This is a genomic window from Duncaniella dubosii (assembly GCF_004803915.1).
GTDB lineage: Bacteria > Bacteroidota > Bacteroidia > Bacteroidales > Muribaculaceae > Duncaniella > Duncaniella dubosii.
Genome location: NZ_CP039396.1, coordinates 2,132,915 through 2,158,464 on the forward strand (window position 1 = coordinate 2,132,915; position 25,550 = coordinate 2,158,464).

Genomic DNA, 25,550 nt, shown 5'->3' on the forward strand with positions numbered 1-25,550 from the left:
CGCCATTTATTTATTTGATTAACAAATTATTAAGCCTTATTTTACGGCCATTCTGAAGCGATTTTCGACCATCACCTTCACAGGCGTGAGGCCCCTCATCAGCATATAGAAATCGTCCCATTGGAGCCTGCGCACGCCGTCATCGCCCTTTTTGAGCACCTCCCGGAAACGGCCTCGCGACAGTCTTTTTGTGTACATCAAAAATCCGTCGCCATCCCATTTCAACGCCTTCATGGTCTTGCGGTCCTTTGAGAAAAACACATACACATCGCCCGATGCCGGAGAATGCCCCTTCCACGACCACACCATCTGGGCCAGACCCCGGATGCCGTAGCGCATCGATACCGGCTGCCGGCATACCCAGAGCCGCATATCCGCCTCAAGACTCCACATCACTCCTGCGTGTCATGACATCCACCAGAAGCGCCAGCCCCTCCGCGCTTATCTCTCCCAGACTCACGCCTCGGCCCCAACCGAGTTCGATGTGCACGTCACGCACGACACTGGTGGCACCGACATCCCGGCTCTCATCCGCAACCTGAATACCGGGAACCTTAACCTCCCGGAATAACGGCCCGCCACCTTCCCGCGACGAATCCGGTCTCTCCGGCAGACTGCGTTGATAATCGCTTATGCTGATTTTGCGGCGCCGAAGCCACTCATAAAGCCGCTGGACGTTGACGCCGGTACCGGCACAGAAACGGTTCAATGCGATATAGCCGTCTGTCTCGCATTGATTCTTGTAACGCGTCCATGTCTCTGAATAGACATCGGACAAAGACTTGTTATAACCCATGATTCTTTTTGTCGACAAAGATACAACTCTCTTTCGGAGTTCGTCAATATGCTATCGCGGATGGTTGTACTTCCGATTTGACTGCCTTAATCATCTTCTCCACACCCTCAATCATGGGAGCAAGTATATCCTTGAAATAACTCTCGGATAACAGCCCTGCAACAGCAAGCTCGTTGGCACGTTTGACCGCCTGGTTGAGATTGCTTCCCATCCATGAGAGTTCGTCCTGAAATTTCCTGCACAGTCTGGCTGTGTCATTGCACAATTCAAGACGGGTTTTGGCGTCTGTGTCTGAAAACTCATTGACTGCCATTCTTATAAAGTTGCTGACGCTATGGTAGCGTTTTGATTTTTCACGTATTCCGGCTGCTTCCTCCGGAGTAAGTCTCATCTCAAATCTTTCGGTACGCTGCTTCATATTCTAAGATTAATTCACGAGGTACGAAGTGATTTCCCACCGCCACGGAGTGGTCGGCAAGTCGCTTTTCTACGGTCAAAACTTGGTTTTGTACGGAGAAAAGCACAACTTGCTACCTAAACTCTGTAACACTGGTACACTCCCGTCCTCAGTTCATTCACCCACGAAGTTACTCACCGCAACAATACCAATCATGCAGTTTGGACACCTTTTATTGATTATCCCTATATCTCTGCAAGACATCATGGCTATAATCCTGTATGACATCAAGACTATATGTCTGCAAGAAATATAAACTTAATTCCATCAAGTGACAAATTGATAATGCTATCCAACATTATTGCCTATGTAATATCAAGTCTGCAATATAAGCTATCATCATATCAGGATTTCATTATGGAACACAGTCATAATAAATGTATGCCACAAAGTCGGCAACGCATAATGTCTTTATGGCTTCCAGGGAAGAAGTCATTAAGGCTTCAAGGGATAAAGAAATGGAAGCTCCGATACACGACAAAACCGTGCAAACTCTTGATTTATAAGTTTTTTTAAGGTTTGAAATTTGCTTAATTCGCTGATTTTTAGTATATTTACATTCCAATAATAGTGTTGGGACGTATAAAAATAAGTCTGTCATGTTTGAACTTCTGTTTATGATTTTCCTTGTGCCGGTATTCACGGTGATATTCCTGCTGCTCAGATTCGGGCTGTATCTGCTGAAACTTTCAGCGAGGGGTGTTTATGGATAGTCAGAACCATTTTAAGGCTCGGCTGGCAATTTTTGGTTTGGGTATGGCATAAGATTTACCGGGCATATCGGTCACGCCACCCGGTCACATATTGATAAATCCGTCGTGGGTTGTTGACAGGATTTTGACGTGGCATGAATAGTGAGTCTGTTCCCTGCGGTGAGAGCTTTGCTGAATGTGGGGTAGCAGGTCGTTCAGGAGGCAACAGTCGGCGCAAATGATTATGCGTGACATGATGTGAAATCAAATGCCTACCCAAATGCAGACCTAAACGCGATACCAAACGCAGAAGCAGATGCAAGGCAAGCGAGCATAAGAATCGGTTGCCCGACCATGTAACGATGTTCGGACTTGAACCTACCTGAATAATAATGAAAGGGTATGCTTGAAGATGACAAGGAGTGCCTATAAAGTAGCCAAACTTTAACACTCATTAACTTCATTCATGTCTCCTCCGATGTAAAATCGAGGATGCCGGAACGACTTTTTGAGGGAAAATCAAGGCTGCGCTGAGGACGAAAATTCCGTAGAATTGAAATAGGAGGACAAAAGGAGGACAAAAATTAAAAGAGAAATCCCGCAACTCTTGATTTTCAATGAGTTACGGGATTAATCGGTGCCCAGAACAGGACTCGAACCTGCACGCCTCGCAGCACTCGCACCTGAAACGAGCGCGTCTACCATTCCGCCACCTGGGCTTTGCGAGGACAAAGTTAGTAATCTTTTTTTGTTTTGCCAAATATTTTGACCGGTGTGAGTGAATTTTTTTTCGGTTTTTTCTTGATTGTTGCCGTTTGTAGCTGTCTGTTCCCGTTTATGACCGCATTATTGCCATTTGTAATTGCTTATTACCGTTTGTGACCGTTTGTGTCGGGATAGGGTAGAGGCTTATCGTTCGAATATCTTGTCTTTGGCAGAAACTTGAGTGGGGACTCCGGCCGACGGTCCTATGTGGCATTCGCCTATACGCACATCCGAAGTGTTGCTGAAACTGATTCCAGTCCGTGCTTCTCCGACGGTGATGTTGTTGAGACTCACATTTCTGATAGGTCTCTGTCGCGTTCCTTGAAGAACAAGGGCTGCCGCCGAAGCTTTAGTGCAGCTCAGTCCATTGATATGAATATCGCTGATGTCGGAATAGTTAGTGCTCGTAAGACCCTCGCCTGCATATTGGCTTGTCACATAAAACAGGTCTTCGACTTCTCCGAATTTACAGTTGTTGAGATATATACCGTTTACAAAACCTCCACGATCGGGATTTGTCTTGACATATAGCCCGCGTTTGCAATATCCGGCATAGTCACAGTCCTCGATAATCACGTTTCGGACGCCGCCCGACATTTCGCTGCCGATGACCACCGCGTGCAGTCCCTTGAAATGACAGTTGCGAATGACTATGTTCTCGCAAGGAATCCCGGTTGTCCATCCGTCGTTGTCACGTCCGCTTTTTATGGCTATATTGTCGTCGCCGTTATCAAAATAGATGTCCTCAATGAGCAGATTGCGTGATGACTCAGGATCTATTCCGTCATTGTTGACAAGCTTTGCATCATAACGGAGCGAACGACATACAGCATCCTCACATTGCAACAGATGGATGCACCAGAAAGGGGAATTGATGATTTTTACGCCTTCAAGCGTCACACCCGTGCAGCGGTAGAGCTGTATCAGATGAGGTCGTAGCCAGTCCCCTTGGCCAAATCGTCGCTCGCTGACCGGAATGTTATTGTGGTTCATGTCGCGGCTTCGCGACTGAGCCGGTTTTTGGTCTTTGCGCCACGTCGCGAATGTCGTCATGGCATTTCCGTCAATCAGACCTTTGCCTGTTATGGCCACATCGTGCAGTCCGTAGCCGTAAATCATGGGGGAATAATTATAGAGATAAGTACCCTCCCAGCTTGTATTGACAATCGGATACAGTTCCGGTGACGGATCAAACCTGAGGACTGCCCCTTCAGCAAGATCGATGCACAGGTTGCTCACAAGAGTGAGTGGCCCGCGGAGACAATACGTCCCTGCGGGGACGGTTATGCGGCCGCCACCTGCTTTCTCCGCTTTGGCGATAGCCTTTCTGAAAGCGGGCAGACAGTCTTTCACTCCGTCGCCTTTTGCCCCGAAATTTAGGATATCAAATTCATGTTCTGAAATCTTTGCGCCGTGGATATTGGCGAGAATGCTGTCACGCAGCCCGACGCGGTGCTGCTCAACGGTGTCGGCATTACTCGGCGGCAAGTCGTTCGTGAGATTAGCTTGAGCGGTCAAGGCGGCAAGCAGAGCTATACTTCCTATTATTGTTTTCAGATTGATGAGATTCATGGTGCGTTACTGTTTTTTTGACGATTGATTGGTCGGTGCGAAGTTACTGAATATTTCAATATATCGCAACAAAGGAGGAGTTAAGACATCAGTCCTAACTCCTCCCCTCACGTTTCAACTATTTATTTATGAGAGCCTCAGTATCTGGTTTCACAACCCAATAAAGAGGACGAGGGATGTAAATTTAGATTTTCCTGCTTTGAGCTTCTTTATCTTTACTTACACTATTAAAACAACTGAAACCATGCTTTGAACTATCTCAGAGCGCTAAAAGACATTAAAAAAAGTCAAGCCTTTGACCTAATTTTACCGAAATGTTAAAATCGGGTCTAAGACTTGACTTTTTCAGCCGTTTTATGATGACAAAAAGTTGATTCTTAGCCAAGTTAGCGTGTCGACGCCATCTCCGGCACGGGAGGTTTGAGCACTTAAATCAGCTATTGGGCACAGTCTGCTTCACGAGATTCTTGACCAGTCTCTGATGCGTGTTGTCAGCAGGTTCAGTTGCGAACGGATGAGTGCATTTGCCGGACTCTGGAGGTCGGGGTCTGAGTCGAGTATAGTGCATGCGGTGTCGCGTGCGAGCTGTACTATCTGTCCGTCGGTCGCGAGGTCGGCTATATGGAGGTCAATCGGTATGCCACTCTGCATTGTCCCTTCGATGTCGCCCGGTCCGCGCATTTGCATGTCAGCCTCGGCGATGGCAAAACCGTCGGTGGTCGATGTCATCAGCTCAAGGCGTTTGCGGGTGTCTTTGGCTATCTTGCGTTTCGACATGAGTATACAATAACTCTGGCCCTCGCCACGCCCAACACGTCCGCGCAACTGATGGAGTTGCGAGAGTCCGAAACGTTCGGCGTTTTCAATGAGCATGGTGGTTGCGTTTGGCACATTTACGCCTACTTCTATCACCGTAGTGGCTACAAGGATGTGGGCCTCATGCGAGGCAAAAAGATTCATCTGATACTCTTTTTCCTGCGGCTTCATCTGGCCGTGAACGAAAGCCACCTTATAATCGCGGAAAGTCTCGCAGATATTCTCATAGCCGTCTTCGAGCGACTTCAGGTCAAGCTTCTCATTTTCCTTGATGAGAGGGTAGACGATGTAGACCTGCCGCCCGAGCCGGAGCTGCCGTCCGATGCCCTGATATGTCTTGAATCTATCCTCCTCATAGCGCAGGAGGGTGACAACCGGTTTGCGGCCGGGCGGAAGCTCGTCGATGACCGACACGTCAAGATCTCCGTAGACAGTCATTGCAAGTGTGCGGGAATAGGTGTGGCAGTCATGACAAGCACGTGTGGCGCGATGACATTTTTTGTCCACAGGCGTGCACGCTGGGCCACTCCGAAACGGTGTTGCTCGTCTATGACGATGAATCCGAGATTGTGGAAGCGCACATTGTCCTCGATGACGGCATGTGTACCGATCAGTATGTGGAGCGAGCCGTCCGAAAGCTGTTCGTGAATAACGGCGCGTTCCTTTTTTCGGGTTGAGCCGGTCAGGAGCCTGACATTTATACCCATCGCCGACACAAGTTTGGTTATTGTCTCGAAATGCTGCGTCGCAAGGATTTCAGTCGGGGCCATAAGACATGCCTGTGTATTGTTGTCGAGCGCTATCAGCATACAGAGGAGTGCCACGAGGGTCTTGCCTGAGCCTACATCGCCTTGCAGCAGACGGTTCATCTGCCGTCCAGTCGCCATATCGGCACGTATTTCTTTTATCACCCTTTTCTGGGCGTTTGTAAGTGGAAAAGGCAGGAATTCCGAATAAAATGTATTGAAAAAATGGCCTATGCGCGGGAAATGAAAGCCTTGTATGGCTGAATTGCGTTTGCGTGCATAGCGCTGGATATCGAGCTGGAGATAAAACAGCTCCTCGAATTTCAGACGTAGGCGTGCCTGTTCGAGCTGAGCCGGCGACTGCGGGCTATGTATGGCCGATATGGCTTCCCTGATTCCGATAAGCCTGTGGCGGCTTATGATTTCCGGAGGAAGCGTTTCGGCCATCTCCCGTATGCCTGACAGGATGTCGCTGACGGCTGTTGAGAATGTCTTCGACGAGAATCCTCGGTTGCGGAGCTGTTCGGTTAGAGGGTATACGCCCCTGAATCCACCTTGGGCGCTTGCTGCCTCAGGTGTGTCGACTTCCGGATGCACCATGCTCCAGCGTCCGTTGAAATTTGACGGTTTGCCAAACAGGATGTATTCCGTGGCCGTGTGATAGAGCTGCCGCAGTGTCTTGATGCGTTGAAACCACACCACCTCCATCACCGCGCTTCCGTCAGAAAAAAGACCGACAAGGCGCGTCTTTGCTCCTTCGCCCTGCACGGTGAAACTGATGAATTTGCCTTTGACCTGAAGCGATGGCATGTCCTCGCCGGCAAAATCTATGATGCGGTATATCGACCGGCGGTCTATATAGTGGGTAGGGAAATGGAAGAGGAGGTCATGATAGGTCTTTATGCCGAGATTCTTTTCGAGAAGTTCGGCTCGTTTCGGCCCTATTCCGCGCAGGAATTTAATGTCCATTCTTCGCAGTCCGTTCATAGGTGCTTTCTTATTTTTGTTTAGAGTGGTTGTGATTGCTGTTCGGTTGCAATCAGGGAGATTGTTCAGATGAGTGAGAGATAGAGTTCGGCTATTGCCATGTCGCCGGGATTGGTTACCTTGATGTTGTGTGGATCGCCGTCGACGAGGCGCAGATTTGTATATCCGGCGGCTTCCATGACCGAAGCATCGTCTGTGAATACAGGCAGGAGTTCCTGTCCGTAGGCTTTGAGGAGTTTGTCGGCAGGGAATATCTGAGGAGTCTGCACCGCGCGGAGTTTCGACCTGTCGACGGCCGAAGAGTTTCCGTCAGTTCCTACAAGTCTGATTGAATCTGTGACAGCGCAGGCCGGGAGCGCTCCGTCACACCCTTCCACACCGTCGATTATAGCGGATATTAGACTCGGTGTAATCACCGGACGGGCCGCATCGTGGATGCTGATCAGCCCTGAGGAGTCCTGCGGGATAATCGAAAGTGCGTTTTTGACACTGTGGGCTCTCGTCGCTCCTCCGTTGACAATGATATGCGGGAGAGTGAAGCTGTTGTCCTTGCACATTCCGAGCCATTCGTCGGTCATGTCGGTGCTGAGTACCACAATCAGTTTCCATTCCGGAGTGCAGGAGTGGAGACGTTCGAGTGTAGTCATGAGCAGTGGGCGTCCGGCGAGGTCACAAAACTGTTTGGGCAGATTTCCTCCGTAGCGTGAGCCGCTCCCTGCGGCGACAACGATGTGTACGTTGTCTGTCTTGTTCAGAGCGGATGTTGGGTTGTTATTATAATAATGTGTAGACATAGCTTCCGATAGATTCTTTCAGTTAAAAAAACGGCGAGCTCCCGTGTGTCGGGGACTCGCCGGGGCGTTGATTCAATGGTAAATTATAAAATTTGGTTAACTAAGGGCGTGATTGATTTTAATCAGTGGTTGATATGATGTGATAAGTCAACGTTCGGATTAATTTCTTGGGCCACCGTAGTTATTGTTGTCACGACGCGGTCCGCGTTCGCCACGGTCATCGCGGCGTGGACGGTCATTGCGGTCTCCGTCGCGGCGTGGACGGTCTCCGTCACGGCGCGGTCCGCGCTCGCCACGGGGTGCACGCTCGCGTTCCACATAACCTTCGGGTTTGGGCTGGAGTGCACGCATTGACAGACGGTATTTACCAGTTTTCTTATCGATTTCGATGAGCTTCACGTCAACTTCGTCACCTTCCTTGAGTCCTGATGCCTCCATGTTTTCGAGGCGGTCCCATGAGATTTCGGAGATGTGGAGCAGACCGTCGCGGTTGGGCATGAATTCAACGAACGCGCCGAATTCAAGTATCGAGCGCACCTTGCCGTGGTAAACCTTGCCCTCTTCGGGAAGTTCGACGATGGCATTGATCATTTCAAGGGCCTTGTCGATTGAAGGTTTGTTGGCTGCCGCGATTTCGATATAGCCGCCTTCGGGGATTTCGTCTATGCTGACAGTAGCACCGCTGGCTTCCTGAATGCCTTGGATGATTTTTCCGCCCGGGCCGATGACAGCACCGATAAGCTCTTTGGGGATGAGCATGGTGACGATACGTGGCACGTGGGGCTTGTAGTCCTCGCGGGGTGCGGGGATGGTTTCCTGAATCTTATCGAGAATGTGCAGACGTCCTTCCTTGGCTTGGTTGAGAGCTTTTTCAAGGATTTCATAGCTGAGGCCGTCGACCTTGATGTCCATCTGGGTTGCAGTGATACCGTTGCGTGTACCTGTAACCTTGAAGTCCATGTCGCCGAGATGGTCCTCGTCACCGAGAATGTCGGAAAGGATTGCATACTTCTCGCCGTCGGAGATGAGACCCATTGCGATACCGCTGACAGGGCGTTTCATCTTCACGCCTGCGTCGAGGAGTGAGAGTGTGCCTGCGCATACTGTTGCCATTGACGACGATCCGTTTGATTCAAGGATGTCGCTGACGATACGGCATACGTAGGGGAAATCATCGGGGAACATGCGCTTGAGTGCGCGGTGTGCGAGGTTTCCGTGTCCTACTTCACGACGGCCTACGCCACGGGGTGCGCGTGCTTCGCCGGTCGAGAAGGGGGGAAGTTATAGTGGAGGAGGAAGCGTTCGCGGCCTTGGTTGAGCACATCGTCGAGAATCTTTTCGTCGAGTTTTGTACCGAGGGTCACTGTTGCGAGCGACTGGGTCTCGCCACGGGTGAACACTGCCGATCCGTGAGGTCCGGGAAGGTAGTCAACCTCACACCAGATAGGACGGATTTCTGTGGTCTTGCGTCCGTCGAGACGGATACCTTCGTCGAGTACGCAGCGACGCATCGCTTCTTTCTCGACATCGTGATAGTAGCGCTTGACCATGGCCTTCTTCTCTTCGCGCTCCTCTTCGGGGAGTGATTCGAGATATTCTTCGCAAATCTTGTCGAAGCTCTCCTGACGCCAGTGCTTGTCGGCGCTGCCGGTCTTGGCGATGGCGTATGCCTTGTCGTAGCACTTGTCGTGCACGTCCTTGCGGAGTTCTTCGTCGTTTGTCTCGTGGCAATATTCGCGTTTTACGGTTGAGCCTACTTCTTCGGCAAGTTCCATCTGGGCCTTGCACTGAACCTTGATGGCATCATGAGCAGCACGGAGTGCGGCAAGGAGGTCGGCTTCCGATACTTCGTTCATTTCGCCTTCAACCATCATGATGTTGTCGTAGGTAGCTCCTACCATGAGTTCCATATCTGCCTTTTCAAGCTGTTCGAAAGTGGGGTCGATTACAAACTCACCGTTGATGCGGGCTACGCGCACTTCCGAAATCGGACCGTTGAAAGGTATGTCGCTCACTGCGATGGCGGCCGATGCGGCAAGTCCGGCGAGAGCGTCGGGCATGTCGACTCCGTCTGAGGAGTACATGGTCACCTGCACGATGGTGTCGGCATGGTAATTGTCGGGGAAAAGTGGACGGAGCACTCGGTCTACGAGGCGGGATGTCAGGATTTCGTAGTCGCTCGCGCGGCCTTCACGTTTGAGAAATCCTCCGGGAAAACGTCCGTTAGATGAAAATTTTTCTTTATACTCTACTTGGAGGGGCATGAAGTCAACCCCCTCACCGGCCTCTTTGGCCGTTACTACTGTCGCAAGGAGCATTGTGTTGCCCATGCGCAGTTCTACCGCTCCATCGGCCTGCTTTGCTAACTTGCCGGTCTCGAGTGTAATGGTGCGACCGTCGGGCAGCTCGATGGTTTTTTTGATTGGATTCATAAATTGTTCGTATTTTTCAGCTTGATAGGTTTATCTTCGTTTTTGCAGCTTAGTTTATTTCAGTCTGCAAAGATAGCAATTATTTGGAAATAATACCTATTTATATTGAAAAATATCCATGTGCCGGCACGGCTCTTTCATTTAAGAATACGTTGCACACTCAATGAATGTGCTATTTTATAGAGGGCATCCTGCGTGTATAGATGTGACTATTTCCCTGATTATTAATAAAATAAGCATTCATAAAATTTGGCCAAGCGGCAGATTTTTAGTAACTTTATAGGTGAAAAATCAAATAGTTACGCAAAAAATGGATCCGCTTGACCAAAAACATTCGATTGAGGCACGTAAGCCCAATCATGCCGCAAAAGTACTAAATAAATTCATACCACAGGGCAGTATCCTGGAACGCCTGATGAATTTTGCCTGGTCAGTCCCTGATTTCCGTAGGTGTGATAAAGGAAACATCCGTCACCGGTTCAGTGACATCATCATTCTGATGATACTGGGACGGACCTGCGGGTATGTCGGACGTGCTGATATAATAGCGTTCGGCAGACACAATCTCAAAAAACTCCGTAAAATGGGTCTACTGAAGAATGGAATCCCTTCGGAGGCTACCCTTTGTCGGGTGGAGAACGGTGTCGACGATTTATCCATGGCCGACAGGATGCAGGCGTTCGCCGAGGGCTTCCGCAATGAGCTGCTTAAGGCGTGCCGCGACAGGGAAATAGTCTGTGTGGACGGTAAGGCCGAGCGTGGCACCGTTCAGGAAAACGGGCGCAATCCGGATATTGTGTCGGCATATTCTTTCAATGCCGGCATTACAGTGGCAACGGAAGCATGTCAGGAAAAGAGCAACGAGATAAAGGCAGTCCCGGTACTGATTGACAAAATCGACATATCCGGAAAGATCGTAACCGCAGACGCCATGTCCATGCAGAAGGAGATAATCGACAGAATCAGGGAGCAAGGCGGTGACTTCCTGATAGAACTCAAGGCCAACCAGCGCTCCCTGCGCTACGGCGTGGAAGACAGACTTGAGGGGCTCACGCCCGTCTATTCATATACCGAAGGGCCGGAACTCGGACACGGCAGAATCGAGACCCGGACTTATCGTGTCTACGACGGGCTTGAAGTCATAGCAGACAAGGAGAAATGGGGCGGCAATATGACGATAATAGAATATGAAGCCGACACGGTAAGGAAGTCAACAGGCGCGCATACCTCCGAAAAAAGGCTGTATGTGAGCAGTCTGCCAACCGACACGCCCGCTCTCGGGGCATATGTGCGAGACCACTGGTCGATAGAGAGCATGCACTGGGGGCTGGATGTCAATCTCCTGCAAGACAGGATCAAACGTAAGTCGTCTAAAGCTGCCCGCAATCTTGACACCATCCAGAGAATAGTCCTCTCGGTATTTTCAATATGGAAAGGGCTTCGCAAAAAGCGGTCGGACAAAAGAAAAGGAGTGGCAGAGCTCATGAGGCATGTCTCAATGAGCTTTACTAAACTCATGCGGTTCCTGTGCCAAAAATGAAAAAATTAAGATTTTGACAAAAAGATAAATCCCTGACATACAACATCAATAAAATTACCCGATTCGAAATGAACCGGGTAAGGGAAGATATGTCTCTATTTTTTGTCTTAAATGAAAGAGCCGTGATGTGCCGGTGAAAATACATGTAAAAAACTCCGCACCGCTTTCTCTGTCATCCATTTGTCTCCGGGGTGAAATCTGACGTGATTGTTGTGTGTGGGTGTCGGCGGTCGTGGTGTCGCTGTTCAATCGGATGATGTCCTGTTGTCGAGATTTACCATGATGTCGGGATTGATTGAAAGAATGTGGCTGATGAACTCCTCTCTGCGCACCGGGGAGATTATCAGAGGCATTGAGCTTTTCAGTACCTTCCTTTCGGTGAATGTCACCGCCAGCCGGTTGGTAAGGGATGTGGCTGGGGCTGAAAGGATACTTTTTGTCTTTCGTATTTCCTTGATTTTGTCGATGGGATAGGCTGTAGGGATAAAAAATTGATAAACCACCAGTCTGTCGCCATCGATTTTGTAGTAGACGCTGCGAAACGTTACTATTATAAATACCAACATCATCGGGCAGATGATTATCGGGCCGATTCCGTCATCAAGAAAGCACGGAATAACACAGCAGACCATTGTTATGGCTATGATAAGCCACGTTGAGCTGTCCCAGCGGGAGTTGTATCTGATACCGTTGAATTTTTCCATATGTAATTTTGGCTATGACTGCATCTGTGTGTATGCTGTCGGGAAGTGGGCGAATGGATTTGTTTTCTGTATGGAGGAGGGTGGCTTTTCCGTAAACTATATCACTCCATTGTCATGCTTAAATGCGGGATTCCGTCAAGCATGAACTCGCCCGATGCTTCGACAAAGCCCAAAGACTTATAGAAATCGCATAAATAGCTTTGAGCTTCGATTTCTATCCTTGGCGACATGCTTCGGGCTATTTTTATGGCCTCGTCCATGAGCAGGTGTGTCAGTCCCGCGCCTCTGTATTCTCTCATGGTCAGTACGCGGCCAATGGATGCCGCCGACGGATATTTTATGCCCGGATCAATGACTCTCAGATATGATTTTATCCTGCCGTTGTCTTCGATATAGACATGAGTGGAGTGCATGTCGGCCATGTCGAGATCCTGATACGGACAGTTTTGCTCTACGACAAAAACCTCCGCACGACAGCGTAGAATCTCATATAGCTCTGTGGTTGACAGTTCATCAAATCGTTTGATATTGATTTCCATGACGTAAAATTAGTCAATTATCTGGGAATTTCAAATTCGGTTTTTTCGATTTTTTCTAAAGATTTTAATGTTTAATCAGATATGGCGAAGCTCCTATGAGATATATTCAATTTTTTACTCCCTGAAAATTGCAATATAGACAGTGATTGAGTAAATTTGCACCTATGAATACGTCAAAAGATAAGGTGTCTAAGACAAATGCCGCGCGCCTGCTCGACAGGGCGAAAATCAGTTACGAACTGATTCCATACGAGGTTGACCCTGACAATCTTGCGGCTGAACATGTGGCCGAGGAACTTGGAGAGGATATCAACAGTGTGTTCAAGACCCTTGTGCTTAACGGTGAGCGATGCGGACACTTTGTATGCGTCCTTCCGGGTAACATGGAGGTCGATCTCAAGAAAGCCGCCAAGGCTGCAGGTGCTAAAAAAGCGGAGATGATTCCGATGAAGGAACTTTTGCCGCTGACTGGCTATATTCGTGGCGGATGTTCACCGGTCGGAATGAAAAAGCCGTTTCCGACTTATTTCCATTCGACAGTGCTTGACCATCCGTTCATCTATGTTTCGGCAGGGGTGCGCGGTCTTCAGTTCAAGATTGCTCCGGCCGATCTCATAGCCTATTGTTCGGCACAGGTGGCCGACATCGCAGTCCCAAAGGACTGAGCTGCCGGTGGTGGCATGACATTATGACCCGGCTTTACCGAAAAAACCTACCATAGTATTAAAAGTCAATAGTATCAGTATAAAAGTCAATGCCTGACGCATAGATTCATAAAATCGGTCTTCCGTATATCAAGCATCATGAATCACACCTTAGGCATTATGAATTAAGTAGAAATGAACACAATCGGCAAAATATTCACTTTCACCGGATTTGGAGAAAGTCACGGAACAGCAATCGGCGGAGTGATAGACGGTATGCCCGCAGGAGTCAGAATAGACCTCGAACGTGTGCAGCACGAGCTTGACCGCCGTCGTCCGGGGCAGTCGGCCATCACGACATCCCGCAAGGAGAGCGATACGGTTGAGATTCTTTCGGGATTGTTCGAAGGAGTGACCACAGGCTGTCCGATCGGTTTTATCATCCGTAACGAGAACCAGCATTCGAGCGACTACGGCCAGTTGCGCGAAGCTTTCCGTCCGTCGCATGCCGATTTTACTTATACAGCAAAATACGGTCTGCGCGACCACCGTGGCGGAGGACGTTCGAGCGCCCGCGAGACCGCTACCCGTGTCGTTGCCGGAGCGTTTGCGCGGCAGGCTCTCGAACAGCTTGGAATAACGGTCACGGCATACACTTCGCAGGTCGGGGATGTGGCTCTCGGCCGTGACTATTCCGGGCTTGATTTGTGTCTCATTGAAAGCAATGCGGTGAGATGTCCCGATCCGGCGAAGGCTGCAGAAATGGAAGCTCTTATAATGAAAGTAAAGAGCGAGGGCGACACCATCGGCGGTATAGTCAGTTGTGTCATCAGAGGTGTTCCGGCCGGAGTGGGCGACCCTGTGTTCGGTCGGCTCGGCGCACGATTGTCGGAAGCCATGATGAGCATAAATGCAAGTAAGGGTTTTGAATACGGTCTTGGATTCGAAGGTGTCGGACTCAGGGGGAGCGAGGTCATTGATCCCTTTGCTGTCGATTCTGACGGTAATATAGGGGTCTCGGCCAACAATTCAGGCGGAATTCAGGGTGGCATCTCAAATGGAGCTGACATATATTTCCGCGTTGCGTTCAAGCCGGTGGCAACTCTGATGCGTGACCTTATGACCGTTGACTGTTATGGACGCGAAGTGCTGCTCAAGGCGCGTGGCCGTCATGACCCCTGCGTAGTGCCCCGCGCAGTCCCTATAGTCGAGGCGATGGCGGCGATGGTGATTCTCGACGCTGTGTTGTTGAACCGTGCAGCCCGTCTATGAAGGCTTACAGGGATTTTTCCGACTTCCTTTCCTCTCATTTCAAGGGAAAGGTCCAGAAGATAGCTGTCAACGCCGGTTTCACCTGTCCTAACCGCGACGGCAGCAAGGGTGTGGGTGGTTGTACATATTGCAACAATCAGTCATTCAATCCGGGTTATTGTGCTCCTGCTCTAAGTGTTTCCGCACAGTTGGCCGAGGGTAAGGCTTTCTTTGCCCGCAAATATCCTGAAATGAAATATCTGGCCTACTTTCAGGCCTACACGAATACTCATTCCGATGACATCGACCGCCTGATGGGGCTTTATCAGGAAGCCTTGGCTGTCGACGGGGTTGTCGGGCTGATTATAGGGACTCGTCCCGACTGCATGCCGCAGGGGCTTCTCGACCGTCTGGCTGCGCTTCCTGCATGGGTAATGGTCGAGTATGGTGCCGAAAGCGCCTGCGACAAGACATTGGGATTTGTGAACCGTTGTCATACGTGGGCCGATACGGCCGATGCGGTTAGGCGCACTCATGCCGCCGGGATTCCGTGTGGCCTTCATCTGATAATGGGGCTTCCCGGGGAGGACGAGGATGTGATGCTCGCCACAATCGACCGTGTCAACGAACTTCCGGTTGACACTGTAAAGATTCATCAGCTTCAGCTCATACGCGGGACGCGCATGGCACGTGATGTGGAAGCGGGACTTTACGACATACCACGTTTCACCGCTGAGTCCTACGCAGATCTGTGTGTCAGGATTCTCCGCCGCTTGCGGAAAGATATTGCCGTCGAGCGCTTCGTTTCGCAGTCGCCCCCTGAATTATTGATTTATCCGCGCTGGAATCTGAAGAACTACCAGTTTACCAATCTGCTCGGCAACAAGATTAGTAAAGAGCTTTTTTGATTTTTTGCACATTGATTTACCGGGCTGATTTGTTACAGATATGAAAATTCTCTAATTTTGTCTCTGTAAACATAAGTAATCCCATACCTTAATAGAATCATGGAAGTAATCAATTTTGCCGAAACACCTTCGCTGGTGAGTCAATATATGAGTGAACTGCGCGATGTCAATGTGCAGTCCGACATGCTGCGTTTCCGCCGTAATCTTGAGCGTATAGGTGAAATCATGGCCTACGAGATGTCGAAACGTATGCGCTACAAGACGGTTGATGTTACCACTCCTCTTGCTGTAGCCCCGTCGCAGGTGCTTGATGAGCAGGTTGTGCTTGCAACAATATTCCGTGCCGGCATACCTTTCCATAAAGGTTTCCTTGATTACTTCGACCATGCTCAGAACGCTTTTGTCTCGGCCTACCGCAAGTATCGCGAAAAAGAGAATTTCGATGTGTTTATCGAATATATAGCTTCGCCACGTATCGACGGCAAGACCCTCGTCATTGCCGACCCGATGCTTGCTACCGGATCGTCGATGGACCTGTGTTACCGCGCGCTTCTGACCAAAGGAGAGCCGGCGCATGTCCACGTCGCCTCGATCATAGCATCGCGCAAGGCCATTGATTATGTCAAGGCTACTTTCCCTGCCGACAAGACTACAGTGTGGGTCGGTGCTATCGACGAGGTTATCAACGACCATTCCTACATTGTCCCCGGACTCGGCGATGCCGGCGACCTCGCCTATGGCATAAAGGAATAATACTTTTAGCCGTAAAGGTCTGGAATAAGGTACAAAAATTCAGAAATAACAAAAATAACAGACTTCGTTCTTTGCCGACGGTAATGGAGGGGATTTATCTCCTCGCTCCGACTGACAGAAGAAATGAAGTCTGTTATTTTTGTTATTTCTGAATTTTTATACCTGATAATTAGATATTTCTTAGAGGCCGAAGGCTTCCTTCACGGCAGGAACTGCATCGAGTTTTTCCCATGTGAACAGTTCGACGGTGCGAGTAAAGCTCGGTTCAGATTTTGAATGGAACTCCTTGGTGACTGTCATCGGTTTGCGTCCCATGTGGCCGTAGCTTGCGGTCTCGCGGTATATGGGGTTGCGGAGTCCGAGGCGTTTTTCAATCGCGTAGGGGGTCATGTCGAAACATGGCATGTCGTTTACGATTGCCGCTATTTCAGAGTCCGAAAGGTTGACTTTGGCTGTGCCGTAGGTGTTTATGCAGAGGCTGACGGGACGGGCTTCGCCGATTGCGTATGCCACCTGTACGAGCACGCGGTCAGCCACGCCGGCCGCTACGAGATTCTTGGCGATATGGCGTGCGGCGTATGCAGCCGAACGGTCGACTTTCGAAGGGTCTTTGCCTGAGAACGCGCCGCCTCCGTGTGCACCGTGTCCGCCATAGGTGTCAACAATGATTTTACGTCCTGTCAGACCGGTGTCTCCGTGCGGGCCACCGATGACAAATTTTCCGGTCGGATTGACAAGCAGTTTCACATCATCGCCGATTAGGGCTGCTTCCTCAGGGCGAAGCTTCGCCTTGACGCGGGGAATAAGTACGTTGCGCACATCCTCAGTGATTTTCTGTTGCATAGCACGATCGGCGGCAGCACGCGCGCTGTCGGAGTCGTCGGTCGGGAGGATGAACTCATCGTGCTGTGTGGAGATAACGATTGTGTCTACGCGCAGGGGACGGTTGTTCTCGTCATATTCCACTGTCACTTGGCTCTTGGAGTCGGGACGGAGGTAGGTGTAGACACGGCCACGTTTTTCGTGGGTCATCTCTTTCTCCTCGCGGCGAATGTCGGCAAGTTCCTGAAGAAGACGGTGTGAGAGGTCTATGGTGAGAGGCATGTAGTCAAGTGTCTCGTTGCATGCGTAGCCAAACATCATTCCTTGGTCTCCCGCACCTTGGGCTTCAGCCTCGTTGCGTTCGACTCCACGGTTGATGTCGGCGCTCTGCTCGTGGAGGGCAGAGAACACACCACAGGCCTCGCCGTCAAACTTCAGGGCGCTGCGGTTGTAGCCTATCTTGCGGATGACATCGCGTGTCACCTCCATCAGGTCAATGTATGCTTCGCTCTTGACCTCGCCTGCGATTACGACCTGACCTGTTGTGACAAGAGTCTCGCATGCGACTTTCGATTTCGGGTCGCGGGCAAGGAATTCGTCGAGAATTGCATCTGAAATCTGGTCGGCAACCTTGTCGGGATGTCCTTCTGATACGGATTCTGATGTGAAGAGATAAGTTTTCATAAGTTTATGGTGCTTATATAAAAAAATAAAATGTCGAAGTGGGCTTGAAAATGCGTGGATTCGCGCTGCCTGCTTCAACATTTCACATCTGTGGCCTTCATCCTCGCGGATTGCCGGCACGCAATATGAATCTCAAAAGTCTAAATCCTCTGTGAAGACCAAGAGGTGAGAGTTTCTGAAATCCCCCGTAGCTTTTGCCGATGGATTAGTCATGGCACTGTGGCGAGGGGTGCAGTTTTAGCATTTTTTGAAGTGGTTGCAAGCAGCCAAATTTGTCCACTTTGATTTTCGGGTGCAAAGTTACAAAGAAATTGCGGTAACTCCAAAATAAAAATATTCTGGAATCACCGCAATGGTTTTGTCAGAATAGAATAGGTAAAAAGAAAAGTGGGTAACTCTCGCTTTTTCAGAAGTGAAAGGCATCGCCAAACGCCCGAACTGACTGAAAAAGATAGAATAAAAGTTCCACTGAATTGGTATCTATACGACTGCAATGAGCTGCCGGTTAGGAACGTCGCCTACGTCGATGAGGCAAAATTACACATTTTATTTTGGATTAATAGCTCTTATTCATGTTTTTACATTTTCAAAATCATGGCGTTTCTTATCTGTGAGATAGAGAAACGCCATGATTTTAGAAGTGTGGTATGCTTTGTCCTGTTTCCATGAGATGGTTCGGGATCAGTTTTCGCTGTCAGAAATACGGGTGTCGGGGTTGATTGTGCCTCCGTCACCTTCGCCGGGCATGTCAGATTGGCTTGCTACGACGGTGACGGGGAACTGGGCGATTGCAAAACCGACTTCCTTGTCGACCTGAAGGACTGTTGCATTGACTCCGAGGTAATGTTTGCCAATTTCCATGTCAGTTGTATTGATACTGATGGGGAAAGGCGACAATGCGGTGCGCCCCTGTGGGATTCCGTCCCAGAAATAGGCTACGACACCGAGGGTTGCTGTCTTTGTGCCTTCGTCCGGTATAGCGCGGAGTGCGGTGATGTTGAGTGTGTCACCTTGAACCACGTAGAGGCTGCCGTCAGCTTCGGTAGCACCTGTATAGTCAATAGAGAGGCTGACCTGTGGCAAATCTTTGTCATCGCTGCACGATGAGACGAGTCCGAGCAACGGAAGCACGAGAAGTAGATAAAGGATCCGTTTCATAGTTGCTTGAGAATTATAAATAGTTTATAGATATGTTTTTTATAGTGTCGTGTCTATCGGCCCGCTTTGCCACGGTTTCAGTTTTTGAATACTATGTCTGAACCATCGTAGTCGATGACTATCGGGCGGTCACGGTCGACTTTCTGTCCAAGGATGTCTTTCGACAGCTGGTTAAGCACCATGCGGTGGATGACACGCTTGACGGGACGTGCTCCGAACTCCGGATCATAGCCTTCCTCCGCGAGATATTTGAGCGCTTCGGGAGTGACCTTGAGCGTGATGCCGTTATTGGCAAGCATGCGCTGGATGGATTTGATCTGCAATCCGACGATTTCTTCAATCTCCTGCTCGTTGAGCGGGGTGAACATGATGATTTCGTCGATACGGTTTAGGAATTCGGGACGGACCTGTTGCTTGAGGAGTTCAAGCACTTCGTTCTTGGTGTTCTCGATGACTTCGCCACGGTTTTCAGGTGTCATTTTCGCAAAATTGTCGCGGATGACGTGTGAACCCATGTTTGAGGTCATTATGATAATCGTGTTCTTGAAGTTGACGAGCCGGCCTTTGTTGTCGGTCAGATGGCCGTCGTCGAGCACCTGAAGAAGTATGTTGAACACATCGGGATGCGCTTTCTCGATTTCGTCGAAGAGCACGACCGAATAGGGCTTGCGTCTGACTGCCTCGGTGAGCTGGCCGCCTTCGTCGTAACCGACGTATCCCGGAGGCGCTCCGACCAGACGGCTGACAGAATGCTTCTCCTGATACTCGCTCATGTCGATACGGGTCATCATCGTCTCGTCGTCAAAGAGATATTCGGCAAGGGCCTTTGCAAGCTCGGTCTTTCCGACACCTGTCGTGCCGAGGAATATGAACGAACCGATAGGGCGGCGCGGGTCGTTGAGGCCGGCACGCGAACGGCGGACTGCATCGGCGATGGCCGCGATGGCGTCGTTCTGTCCGACGACACGTCCGTGAAGCTCGTCTTCAAGATGCAGGAGCTTTTCTTTTTCACTCTGCACCATCTTGTTGACGGGAATGCCTGTCCAGCGCGACACGACATCGGCGATGTCTTCGGAATCGACTTCCTCCTTGATGAAGGCTTTTTCGCCCTGCATCACCTTGAGCTGTTCCTGTATTGCCGCATTTTCCTGCTCTTTCTGCTGTACTTTTGAATAGCGGATTTCAGCAACCTTTGCATAGTCACCTTCGCGTTCGGCGCGTTCGGCATCGAAGTTGAGTTGCTCGATGTCGATTTTGTTTTGCTGGATTTTGTTGATAAGATCCTTTTCGGCCTTCCACTTGGCGGTGAATTCCTTTTCCTGATCGCGCAGGTCGGCGAGCGACTTCTCGATTTCCTTCACCTTCTCTTTGTCGCCCTCGCGCTTGATTGCCTCGCGCTCGATTTCCTTCTGGGCTATGAGACGGATGATTTCGTCAAGAGCCTGAGGTACGGAGTCGATTTCGAGACGGAGTTTCGAAGCTGCCTCGTCGATGAGGTCAATGGCCTTGTCGGGAAGGAATCGGTCGGTGATGTAGCGCTCCGAGAGGGTGACTGCGGCGATAATCGCTTCGTCGCGGATACGCACCTTGTGGTGGTTCTCATAGCGCTCTTTCAGACCTCGGAGGATGGCGATGGCGGCTGCTTCGTCAGGCTCGTTGACCATCACTTTCTGGAATCGGCGTTCGAGGGCTTTGTCTTTTTCGAAATACTTCTGGTATTCGTCGAGCGTCGTAGCGCCAATCGATCGGAGTTCGCCTCGCGCAAGTGCGGGCTTGAGGATATTGGCCGCATCCATAGCTCCCTCACCCTTGCCTGCTCCGACGAGGGTGTGGATCTCGTCGATGAAGAGGATGATTTCACCATCGGCACCTGTCACTTCGTTGACGATAGCTTTGAGTCGCTCTTCAAATTCACCTTTGTACTTCGCGCCGGCAACCAGTGCGCCCATGTCGAGCGAATAGATCTGCTTTGTGCGGAGATTTTCAGGCACGTCGCCTCTGACGATGCGCTGTGCGAGCCCCTCGGCGATAGCTGTCTTACCCGTACCGGGTTCGCCTATGAGCATAGGATTGTTTTTGGTGCGTCGCGACAGAATCTGCAATACGCGGCGGATTTCGTCATCACGTCCGATCACAGGGTCGAGTTTGCCTTCGCGTGCGCGCTCGTTTAGATTGATGGCATACTTCGATAGGGCCTGATAAGTGTCTTCTGCACTCTGGTCGGTAGCCTTTTTGCCTTTACGAAGTTCGGCTATAGCCGATTCAAGTTCACGTTGGCTCAATCCCGCATCCTTTAGTATGGTCGACGCCGGAGAGTTGACCGTGAAAATGGCTAAGAGTAAAGCTTCGAGGGTGACATATTCGTCACCTTGTTTCTTGGCGATGTCGAGCGCTTTCTGGAGGACATCGTTAGAGCTGCGACTGAGATAGGGTTCGCCTCCCGACACCTTTGGTTCGGCTGCGATTTTGGCATCAACCTGACGCATCAGGGTGGCAACATTCGCTCCCACCTTGGAGAAAATAAAGTTGATGAGTGATTCCCCTTCGGTCATGACTCCCTTAAGCAGATGCACAGGCTCTATTGCCTGATTGCCCGCGCCACGGGTAATCTCTATGGCCTTCTGTATCGCTTCCTGTGATTTGATAGTGAAATTATTGAAGTTCATGAGCTATGTTGAAGTTGTGAGTTTTTATTTAGTTCCATTCAGATAAGGGATTGTGCGGGATGCCTGTCTCTCCGCATGAGCTGAGCCATGAAACAGACACGACGGCAATCTGTTATATCTATCTAACAAAAATCATGCCAATTGGTTGAACTGTCATGCCTGAAAGAGCCGTTTTGTCATGGAAATGATTGTCAGGCGGCCTCAGGGTCTGATATGGAAGTGGGTGCGCAATGTGAGATAGTGGCATCATTCCCTGTATAACGATTTTCAGCACGGCAGGAGGCTCAGCTTGGAATGAGGCAAAAAAAGTAACGGCCGCCATGCCCCGAAGGGAATAGCGGCCGTAGCCTTTGTTTAGGTGAGATTCGGGATTAGATGCCCTGAAGCTTGAATGTCACGGGGAGGGTGTACCATACGTTCACCGCATGTCCGTTCATCTTGCCGGGGACGAAGTCGGGGAGAGCTTTTACGACGCGGACAGCTTCTTTGTCGAGGTCGGGGTCCTTTGAACGGATCACCTTAACCTCACCGACCTTACCGGTCTTGGTTACAACGAACTGTACGACAACCTTACCCTGAATGTTGTTTTCCTGAGCCATTGCCGGATAGCGGAGGTGTTCGCCTACCCACTTGAGGAGGGCAGCCTCGCCGCCGGGGAACTGGGGCTTCTGTTCAACCACGGTGAAGACCTGATTGTCATCCACGGGTTCGGGTTTCTTCTCTTCGACGATAACTTCTTCTTTGTGTTCACGCACCACGTTGAGGTCGTCAGTACCCTTGTCAAAGTCAGTGGTACCTACGGCGGTGTCAGTATCCTTGAGGTCGTCCTGAGACTTGATTTCTTCAACAACTTCTTCGTCACGAGTAATCTGGAGCTCTGTGGCCTTTACAGTGTTGAGGATTTCTTCAGGAAGAGCTTCGGGCTGCTGCTCTTCGACGCGCTGCTGTTCTGGTTCTTCAGGTTCTTCCTCTTCCTGCTCATCAGCAGTGTAGTCGATCATGGCCTGCTCAATCTGGTCTTCAGGACGCTCTTCAGCTTTCTGGAGCACAGTGTTTGCAAGGAGTCCGAGGACGGCTACAAGAAGAAGGACGATGAGAATCACGAGCATCGCGCGGTTGTGGCGCTTTGCAGAGGCTTTTCGGAGCTCATAGGCACCGAAATCCTTGTTTTTACCTTCAAATATAATGTCAATCCATTCTGATGATGAAAGATCTACGTCTTTTGCCATAATTCAATAGAGATTTTTCAAGGTTAATATATCATTCATCAACAGATTATTTCTTGGGATTCTTGGCGAGGTAGTCAATGATGAGCGCTGAGTCATTCTTGTTGATGTTGTCAATCTGATAGCGTGAAATCTGATTGATCTGCATCTCGTCAAGTGCGCTGATAAGGCTTTCCCATGAAGCTTCAGGAGTGGCTTTGATGATCACAACGGGACGTGTGAGCGTAGAGTCGTTACGGATCTCGCGTGCACGTGCCTGGTAGATTGAGTCGTTGATAGCAGAAATCGACGAGAACTCTTTGTTGCGCCATTTCGACTTTTCAACTTCGATTTTTTCAAGTACCAGCTTGTTGCGGTCATGGAGGATCTTGCGAATGCCCTGCTGGAGTTTTCCGTCGTTGCCGACAAATTTCTCAGCCTTGAGCTTGTTGTTGTCAAGGATTCCGTCGCCGTTTTCGTCGGTGAAGTCGGGCATACCTTCATAGTAGTAAACCGTATTCATCGGACGGCCGCTTTCGTCGTTCTTGACATCGCCGTTGGCATTGCGTTCAGTAGTCAGGATGAGGGTGATGGCCTCTGATTCCTTAGCTTTGTTCATCTGATTCTGCTCTACTTTCTCGTTCGAGGGGAGCGAGATTGTGAGAGTCTGTGACTTAATCATTGTGGTACAAAGCATGAAGAATGTAATCAGAAGCATGTTCATGTCCACCATGGGAGTAAAGTCCACATGGATCGACATTTTCTTTTGGGCGCCTTTTTTCTTTTTGCCGCCGTCTGATTGTTCTATCTGTGCCATAATGATTATTCTTGCTCAGTTTTTAAAGCTGTCATGATGCTGAAGCGGTTCATCTTCAGGCTCTGGAGGTTGTCAAGCACGTCGTGGACAGTGTTGTAGGGAGTGTCCTTGTCGGCCTTGACTGCGATACCTTCGCCCTTTTTCATGGCTTTCTGAAGGTTATCGTTTCCTGAGTTATAGATGGCGCGCATCCAGATCTGGAACTCGTTGAGGTGTTCCATGTCCTTGTTGTCGTTGATGGGTATACCGACACCCTTCTGAGTCATGTCAGTGATAAATTTATCCTGATCTGTCTGTGACATTGAAAGGAACTGCGGAAGTACCTGGAACGGAACACCGAACATATTGATTTTAGAGAATGCTTCGCGCTGTGCTACAGAGAGCTGCACCGGATTGGAGGGGTGCTGCTTGTTGTAGAGCGTTACTGCTTCATCAAGAATCGTCTTGCGGAGAGCCTCTGATCCCCATGTGTCCTTGGTGTCAGCGTCTGCGTCACCGGCGATGGAGATGAAGATTTTCCCCTCTGGGCTTACAAGTATCGATGCGAGGTTCGCGGTCGGCACTTTCTGCTCAGATACAGAGGAGGGGGTCAGTACGGTGACCGGCTCCTTCTGAAGGAAGGTAGATGTCAACATGAAGAAAGTAAGCAAGAGCACAGTCACGTCACTCATCGCGGTCATGTCGATGAGGGTGCTTTTTCTCTTCATTTTTACTTTTCCCATATTACTTTATCTATTATAAGAGGTTTTTGCTTTGTTTTATGAAAGTGTTGGTTTAAACCTTTGTTGTGATAACAGTAACGTAGGATTAGTGAGTTGCTGCAAATGTCTGCACGATAGAGAAACCAATCTCGTCGATAGCGTAGGTGAGATTGTCAATCTTGTTGGTGTAGAAGTTGTAAGAGATTACAGCGAATGCACCGGTTGCGATACCGAAGGCTGTGTTGATAAGTGCCTCAGAAATACCGGTAGAAAGTTCGGTTGAGTCAGGTGCACCTGAAGCGGCGAGTGCCTGGAATGACTTGATCATACCCATCACAGTACCGAGAAGACCGACGAGAGTACCGAGAGTGGTGAGGGTTGCAACGATGGGAAGGTTCTGCTGAAGAGCGGGCATTTCGAGAGCGGTTGCTTCTTCAACTGTCTTCTGGAGGTTGGCAATCTTCTGTTCCTTGGTGAGGATAGTGTTCTTGTCCATTTCTTCGTAGCTTACGAGAGCTGCGGCAACAACAGCGGCAACTGAACCCTTCTGGTTCTTGCAGAGGTCTTTTGCACCCTGGATGTTGTTAGCGGCGAGGCACTTCTTAACGTTGGCAACGAACTTTTCGATAGAGCCTTTGCCCTTTGCAGACTTGAGGGCGATCCAGCGTTCAACAGAAAGCACGATAACGGTAAGGAAGAGAGTCTGGAGGATAGGCACGATGAAACCGCCCTTGTAGATGGTTCCCCAGAGGTCGATGGGGTGACCTTCTTCGAAGTGTGATTCGTGACCGAACCAGAAAATGAAGAGACATAGAGCTACGACAAAGCAAGCGAGGATCACCAAGAAGGCGTTCTTGATGCCGGCTACGTTGCTTCCGGAGTTGTTCTTAGCGTTAGCCTTTGCAGGCTGTGTGGGATTAGGCTTTTGAGCTTCCATAATTTGTAATTACTAAAGATTTTAAGTTTATTGGTTTATTTGTTATTAGTTTTGATGATTCTCTTCGATTAGCTTTTTTAAGGAATAGGTTCTTATGGTATCGATTTTTAGCTTTCACGGAATGAAAGCTAATTTTTAAACGATATTGCAAAATTATAAGGAAA

General features: G+C 49.7%; 20 protein-coding genes, 1 tRNA gene and 2 pseudogenes. 5 read left to right on the forward strand and 18 right to left on the reverse strand.

Annotation, left to right across the window (positions count from 1 at the left end):
- Positions 1-36: 36 nt before the first annotated feature.
- From tnpB to pnp, 9 genes and pseudogenes are all read right to left on the reverse strand, one after another.
- The gene (gene tnpB, locus E7747_RS09340; protein WP_136413421.1) at positions 37-393 is read right to left on the reverse strand and encodes an IS66 family insertion sequence element accessory protein TnpB; all 357 of its coding nucleotides are present in this window, start codon (positions 391-393) and stop codon (positions 37-39) included.
- Positions 380-796 carry a hypothetical protein gene (locus tag E7747_RS09345; protein WP_136413419.1) on the reverse strand — a complete coding sequence of 139 codons (417 nt, stop codon included), beginning with the start codon at positions 794-796 and terminating at the stop codon, positions 380-382. The genes tnpB and E7747_RS09345 overlap by 14 nt, the downstream gene beginning before the upstream one ends.
- Before the next feature lie 43 nt (positions 797-839).
- Complete coding sequence (locus tag E7747_RS09350; RefSeq protein WP_136415569.1) at positions 840-1,214, reverse strand: ribbon-helix-helix domain-containing protein; 375 nt, start codon at positions 1,212-1,214, stop codon at positions 840-842.
- Between the two features lie 836 nt (positions 1,215-2,050).
- Entirely contained in the window at positions 2,051-2,200 is a 150-nt protein-coding gene (locus tag E7747_RS16590) for a hypothetical protein (RefSeq protein WP_168185300.1), read from the reverse strand.
- Between the two features lie 383 nt (positions 2,201-2,583).
- Positions 2,584-2,664 (reverse strand) — tRNA-Leu (locus tag E7747_RS09355).
- A gap of 190 nt (positions 2,665-2,854) precedes the next feature.
- Positions 2,855-4,282 carry a glycoside hydrolase family 28 protein gene (locus E7747_RS09360; protein ID WP_136415571.1) on the reverse strand — a complete coding sequence of 476 codons (1,428 nt, stop codon included), beginning with the start codon at positions 4,280-4,282 and terminating at the stop codon, positions 2,855-2,857.
- A gap of 456 nt (positions 4,283-4,738) precedes the next feature.
- A pseudogene (gene recG, locus E7747_RS09365) lies at positions 4,739-6,831 on the reverse strand (ATP-dependent DNA helicase RecG).
- A 65-nt stretch (positions 6,832-6,896) separates the two neighbouring features.
- Positions 6,897-7,625 carry an IspD/TarI family cytidylyltransferase gene (locus E7747_RS09370; RefSeq protein WP_123614252.1) on the reverse strand — a complete coding sequence of 243 codons (729 nt, stop codon included), beginning with the start codon at positions 7,623-7,625 and terminating at the stop codon, positions 6,897-6,899.
- Between the two features lie 159 nt (positions 7,626-7,784).
- Positions 7,785-10,057, reverse strand: a pseudogene (gene pnp, locus E7747_RS09375) (polyribonucleotide nucleotidyltransferase).
- 310 nt (positions 10,058-10,367) lie between these two features.
- Here pnp and E7747_RS09380 point away from each other — a divergent pair.
- Positions 10,368-11,597 carry an ISAs1 family transposase gene (locus tag E7747_RS09380; RefSeq protein ID WP_228449125.1) on the forward strand — a complete coding sequence of 410 codons (1,230 nt, stop codon included), beginning with the start codon at positions 10,368-10,370 and terminating at the stop codon, positions 11,595-11,597.
- A 245-nt stretch (positions 11,598-11,842) separates the two neighbouring features.
- Here the strand turns inward: E7747_RS09380 and E7747_RS09385 are convergent, their stop codons facing one another.
- Positions 11,843-12,301, reverse strand: coding sequence for a PH domain-containing protein (locus E7747_RS09385; RefSeq protein WP_136415573.1), 459 nt, complete (start codon positions 12,299-12,301; stop codon positions 11,843-11,845).
- A gap of 101 nt (positions 12,302-12,402) precedes the next feature.
- A complete protein-coding gene (locus tag E7747_RS09390; protein WP_136415575.1) occupies positions 12,403-12,840 on the reverse strand; it encodes a GNAT family N-acetyltransferase in 438 nt (145 codons plus the stop codon).
- Positions 12,841-13,004: 164 nt separating this feature from the next.
- Here E7747_RS09390 and ybaK point away from each other — a divergent pair, with 164 nt between their 5' ends.
- From ybaK to upp, 4 genes are all read left to right on the forward strand, one after another.
- Positions 13,005-13,505, forward strand: a complete 501-nt coding sequence (gene ybaK, locus E7747_RS09395; RefSeq protein ID WP_123614256.1) for a Cys-tRNA(Pro) deacylase — start codon at positions 13,005-13,007, stop codon at positions 13,503-13,505.
- Positions 13,506-13,679: 174 nt separating this feature from the next.
- Entirely contained in the window at positions 13,680-14,756 is a 1,077-nt protein-coding gene (gene aroC, locus E7747_RS09400) for a chorismate synthase (protein ID WP_136415577.1), read from the forward strand.
- Entirely contained in the window at positions 14,753-15,643 is an 891-nt protein-coding gene (locus tag E7747_RS09405; protein ID WP_136415579.1) for a TIGR01212 family radical SAM protein, read from the forward strand. Before aroC ends, E7747_RS09405 begins: the two co-directional genes overlap by 4 nt.
- A 99-nt stretch (positions 15,644-15,742) precedes the next feature.
- Entirely contained in the window at positions 15,743-16,396 is a 654-nt protein-coding gene (gene upp / locus E7747_RS09410) for a uracil phosphoribosyltransferase (RefSeq protein ID WP_123614259.1), read from the forward strand.
- 180 nt (positions 16,397-16,576) lie between these two features.
- Here upp and metK read toward each other — a convergent pair whose 3' ends face one another.
- The 7 genes from metK to E7747_RS09445 all read right to left on the reverse strand — a co-directional run bounded on the left by metK (position 16,577) and on the right by E7747_RS09445 (position 25,386).
- Entirely contained in the window at positions 16,577-17,902 is a 1,326-nt protein-coding gene (gene metK / locus E7747_RS09415; protein ID WP_136415581.1) for a methionine adenosyltransferase, read from the reverse strand.
- 681 nt (positions 17,903-18,583) lie between these two features.
- Positions 18,584-19,060, reverse strand: a complete 477-nt coding sequence (locus tag E7747_RS09420; RefSeq protein WP_136415583.1) for a hypothetical protein — start codon at positions 19,058-19,060, stop codon at positions 18,584-18,586.
- A gap of 77 nt (positions 19,061-19,137) precedes the next feature.
- Positions 19,138-21,726, reverse strand: a complete 2,589-nt coding sequence (gene clpB / locus E7747_RS09425; RefSeq protein WP_136415585.1) for an ATP-dependent chaperone ClpB — start codon at positions 21,724-21,726, stop codon at positions 19,138-19,140.
- A 371-nt stretch (positions 21,727-22,097) separates the two neighbouring features.
- A complete protein-coding gene (locus E7747_RS09430) occupies positions 22,098-22,955 on the reverse strand; it encodes an energy transducer TonB (protein WP_136415587.1) in 858 nt (285 codons plus the stop codon).
- 46 nt (positions 22,956-23,001) lie between these two features.
- Complete coding sequence (locus tag E7747_RS09435) at positions 23,002-23,748, reverse strand: biopolymer transporter ExbD (RefSeq protein ID WP_228449126.1); 747 nt, start codon at positions 23,746-23,748, stop codon at positions 23,002-23,004.
- A 5-nt stretch (positions 23,749-23,753) separates the two neighbouring features.
- Positions 23,754-24,470 (reverse strand): ExbD/TolR family protein, encoded by a 717-nt coding sequence (locus E7747_RS09440; RefSeq protein WP_123614265.1) that lies wholly within the window; start codon positions 24,468-24,470, stop codon positions 23,754-23,756.
- Between the two features lie 85 nt (positions 24,471-24,555).
- Entirely contained in the window at positions 24,556-25,386 is an 831-nt protein-coding gene (locus E7747_RS09445; RefSeq protein WP_136415589.1) for a MotA/TolQ/ExbB proton channel family protein, read from the reverse strand.
- Between the last annotated feature and the right edge of the window lie 164 nt (positions 25,387-25,550).

Excerpts from the sequence above, each read along its gene's own strand:
- tnpB (WP_136413421.1), bottom strand. The coding sequence starts at position 393 with ATGTGGAGTCTTGAGGCGGATATGCGGCTCTGGGTATGCCGGCAGCCG.
- E7747_RS09345 (WP_136413419.1), bottom strand. The coding sequence starts at position 796 with ATGGGTTATAACAAGTCTTTGTCCGATGTCTATTCAGAGACATGGACG.
- E7747_RS09350 (WP_136415569.1), bottom strand. The coding sequence starts at position 1,214 with ATGAAGCAGCGTACCGAAAGATTTGAGATGAGACTTACTCCGGAGGAA.
- E7747_RS16590 (WP_168185300.1), bottom strand. The coding sequence starts at position 2,200 with ATGTCACGCATAATCATTTGCGCCGACTGTTGCCTCCTGAACGACCTG.
- E7747_RS09360 (WP_136415571.1), bottom strand. The coding sequence starts at position 4,282 with ATGAATCTCATCAATCTGAAAACAATAATAGGAAGTATAGCTCTGCTT.
- E7747_RS09370 (WP_123614252.1), bottom strand. The coding sequence starts at position 7,625 with ATGTCTACACATTATTATAATAACAACCCAACATCCGCTCTGAACAAG.
- E7747_RS09380 (WP_228449125.1), top strand. The coding sequence starts at position 10,368 with ATGGATCCGCTTGACCAAAAACATTCGATTGAGGCACGTAAGCCCAAT.
- E7747_RS09385 (WP_136415573.1), bottom strand. The coding sequence starts at position 12,301 with ATGGAAAAATTCAACGGTATCAGATACAACTCCCGCTGGGACAGCTCA.
- E7747_RS09390 (WP_136415575.1), bottom strand. The coding sequence starts at position 12,840 with ATGGAAATCAATATCAAACGATTTGATGAACTGTCAACCACAGAGCTA.
- ybaK (WP_123614256.1), top strand. The coding sequence starts at position 13,005 with ATGAATACGTCAAAAGATAAGGTGTCTAAGACAAATGCCGCGCGCCTG.
- aroC (WP_136415577.1), top strand. The coding sequence starts at position 13,680 with ATGAACACAATCGGCAAAATATTCACTTTCACCGGATTTGGAGAAAGT.
- E7747_RS09405 (WP_136415579.1), top strand. The coding sequence starts at position 14,753 with ATGAAGGCTTACAGGGATTTTTCCGACTTCCTTTCCTCTCATTTCAAG.
- upp (WP_123614259.1), top strand. The coding sequence starts at position 15,743 with ATGGAAGTAATCAATTTTGCCGAAACACCTTCGCTGGTGAGTCAATAT.
- metK (WP_136415581.1), bottom strand. The coding sequence starts at position 17,902 with ATGAAAACTTATCTCTTCACATCAGAATCCGTATCAGAAGGACATCCC.
- E7747_RS09420 (WP_136415583.1), bottom strand. The coding sequence starts at position 19,060 with ATGAAACGGATCCTTTATCTACTTCTCGTGCTTCCGTTGCTCGGACTC.
- clpB (WP_136415585.1), bottom strand. The coding sequence starts at position 21,726 with ATGAACTTCAATAATTTCACTATCAAATCACAGGAAGCGATACAGAAG.
- E7747_RS09430 (WP_136415587.1), bottom strand. The coding sequence starts at position 22,955 with ATGGCAAAAGACGTAGATCTTTCATCATCAGAATGGATTGACATTATA.
- E7747_RS09435 (WP_228449126.1), bottom strand. The coding sequence starts at position 23,748 with ATGGCACAGATAGAACAATCAGACGGCGGCAAAAAGAAAAAAGGCGCC.
- E7747_RS09440 (WP_123614265.1), bottom strand. The coding sequence starts at position 24,470 with ATGGGAAAAGTAAAAATGAAGAGAAAAAGCACCCTCATCGACATGACC.
- E7747_RS09445 (WP_136415589.1), bottom strand. The coding sequence starts at position 25,386 with ATGGAAGCTCAAAAGCCTAATCCCACACAGCCTGCAAAGGCTAACGCT.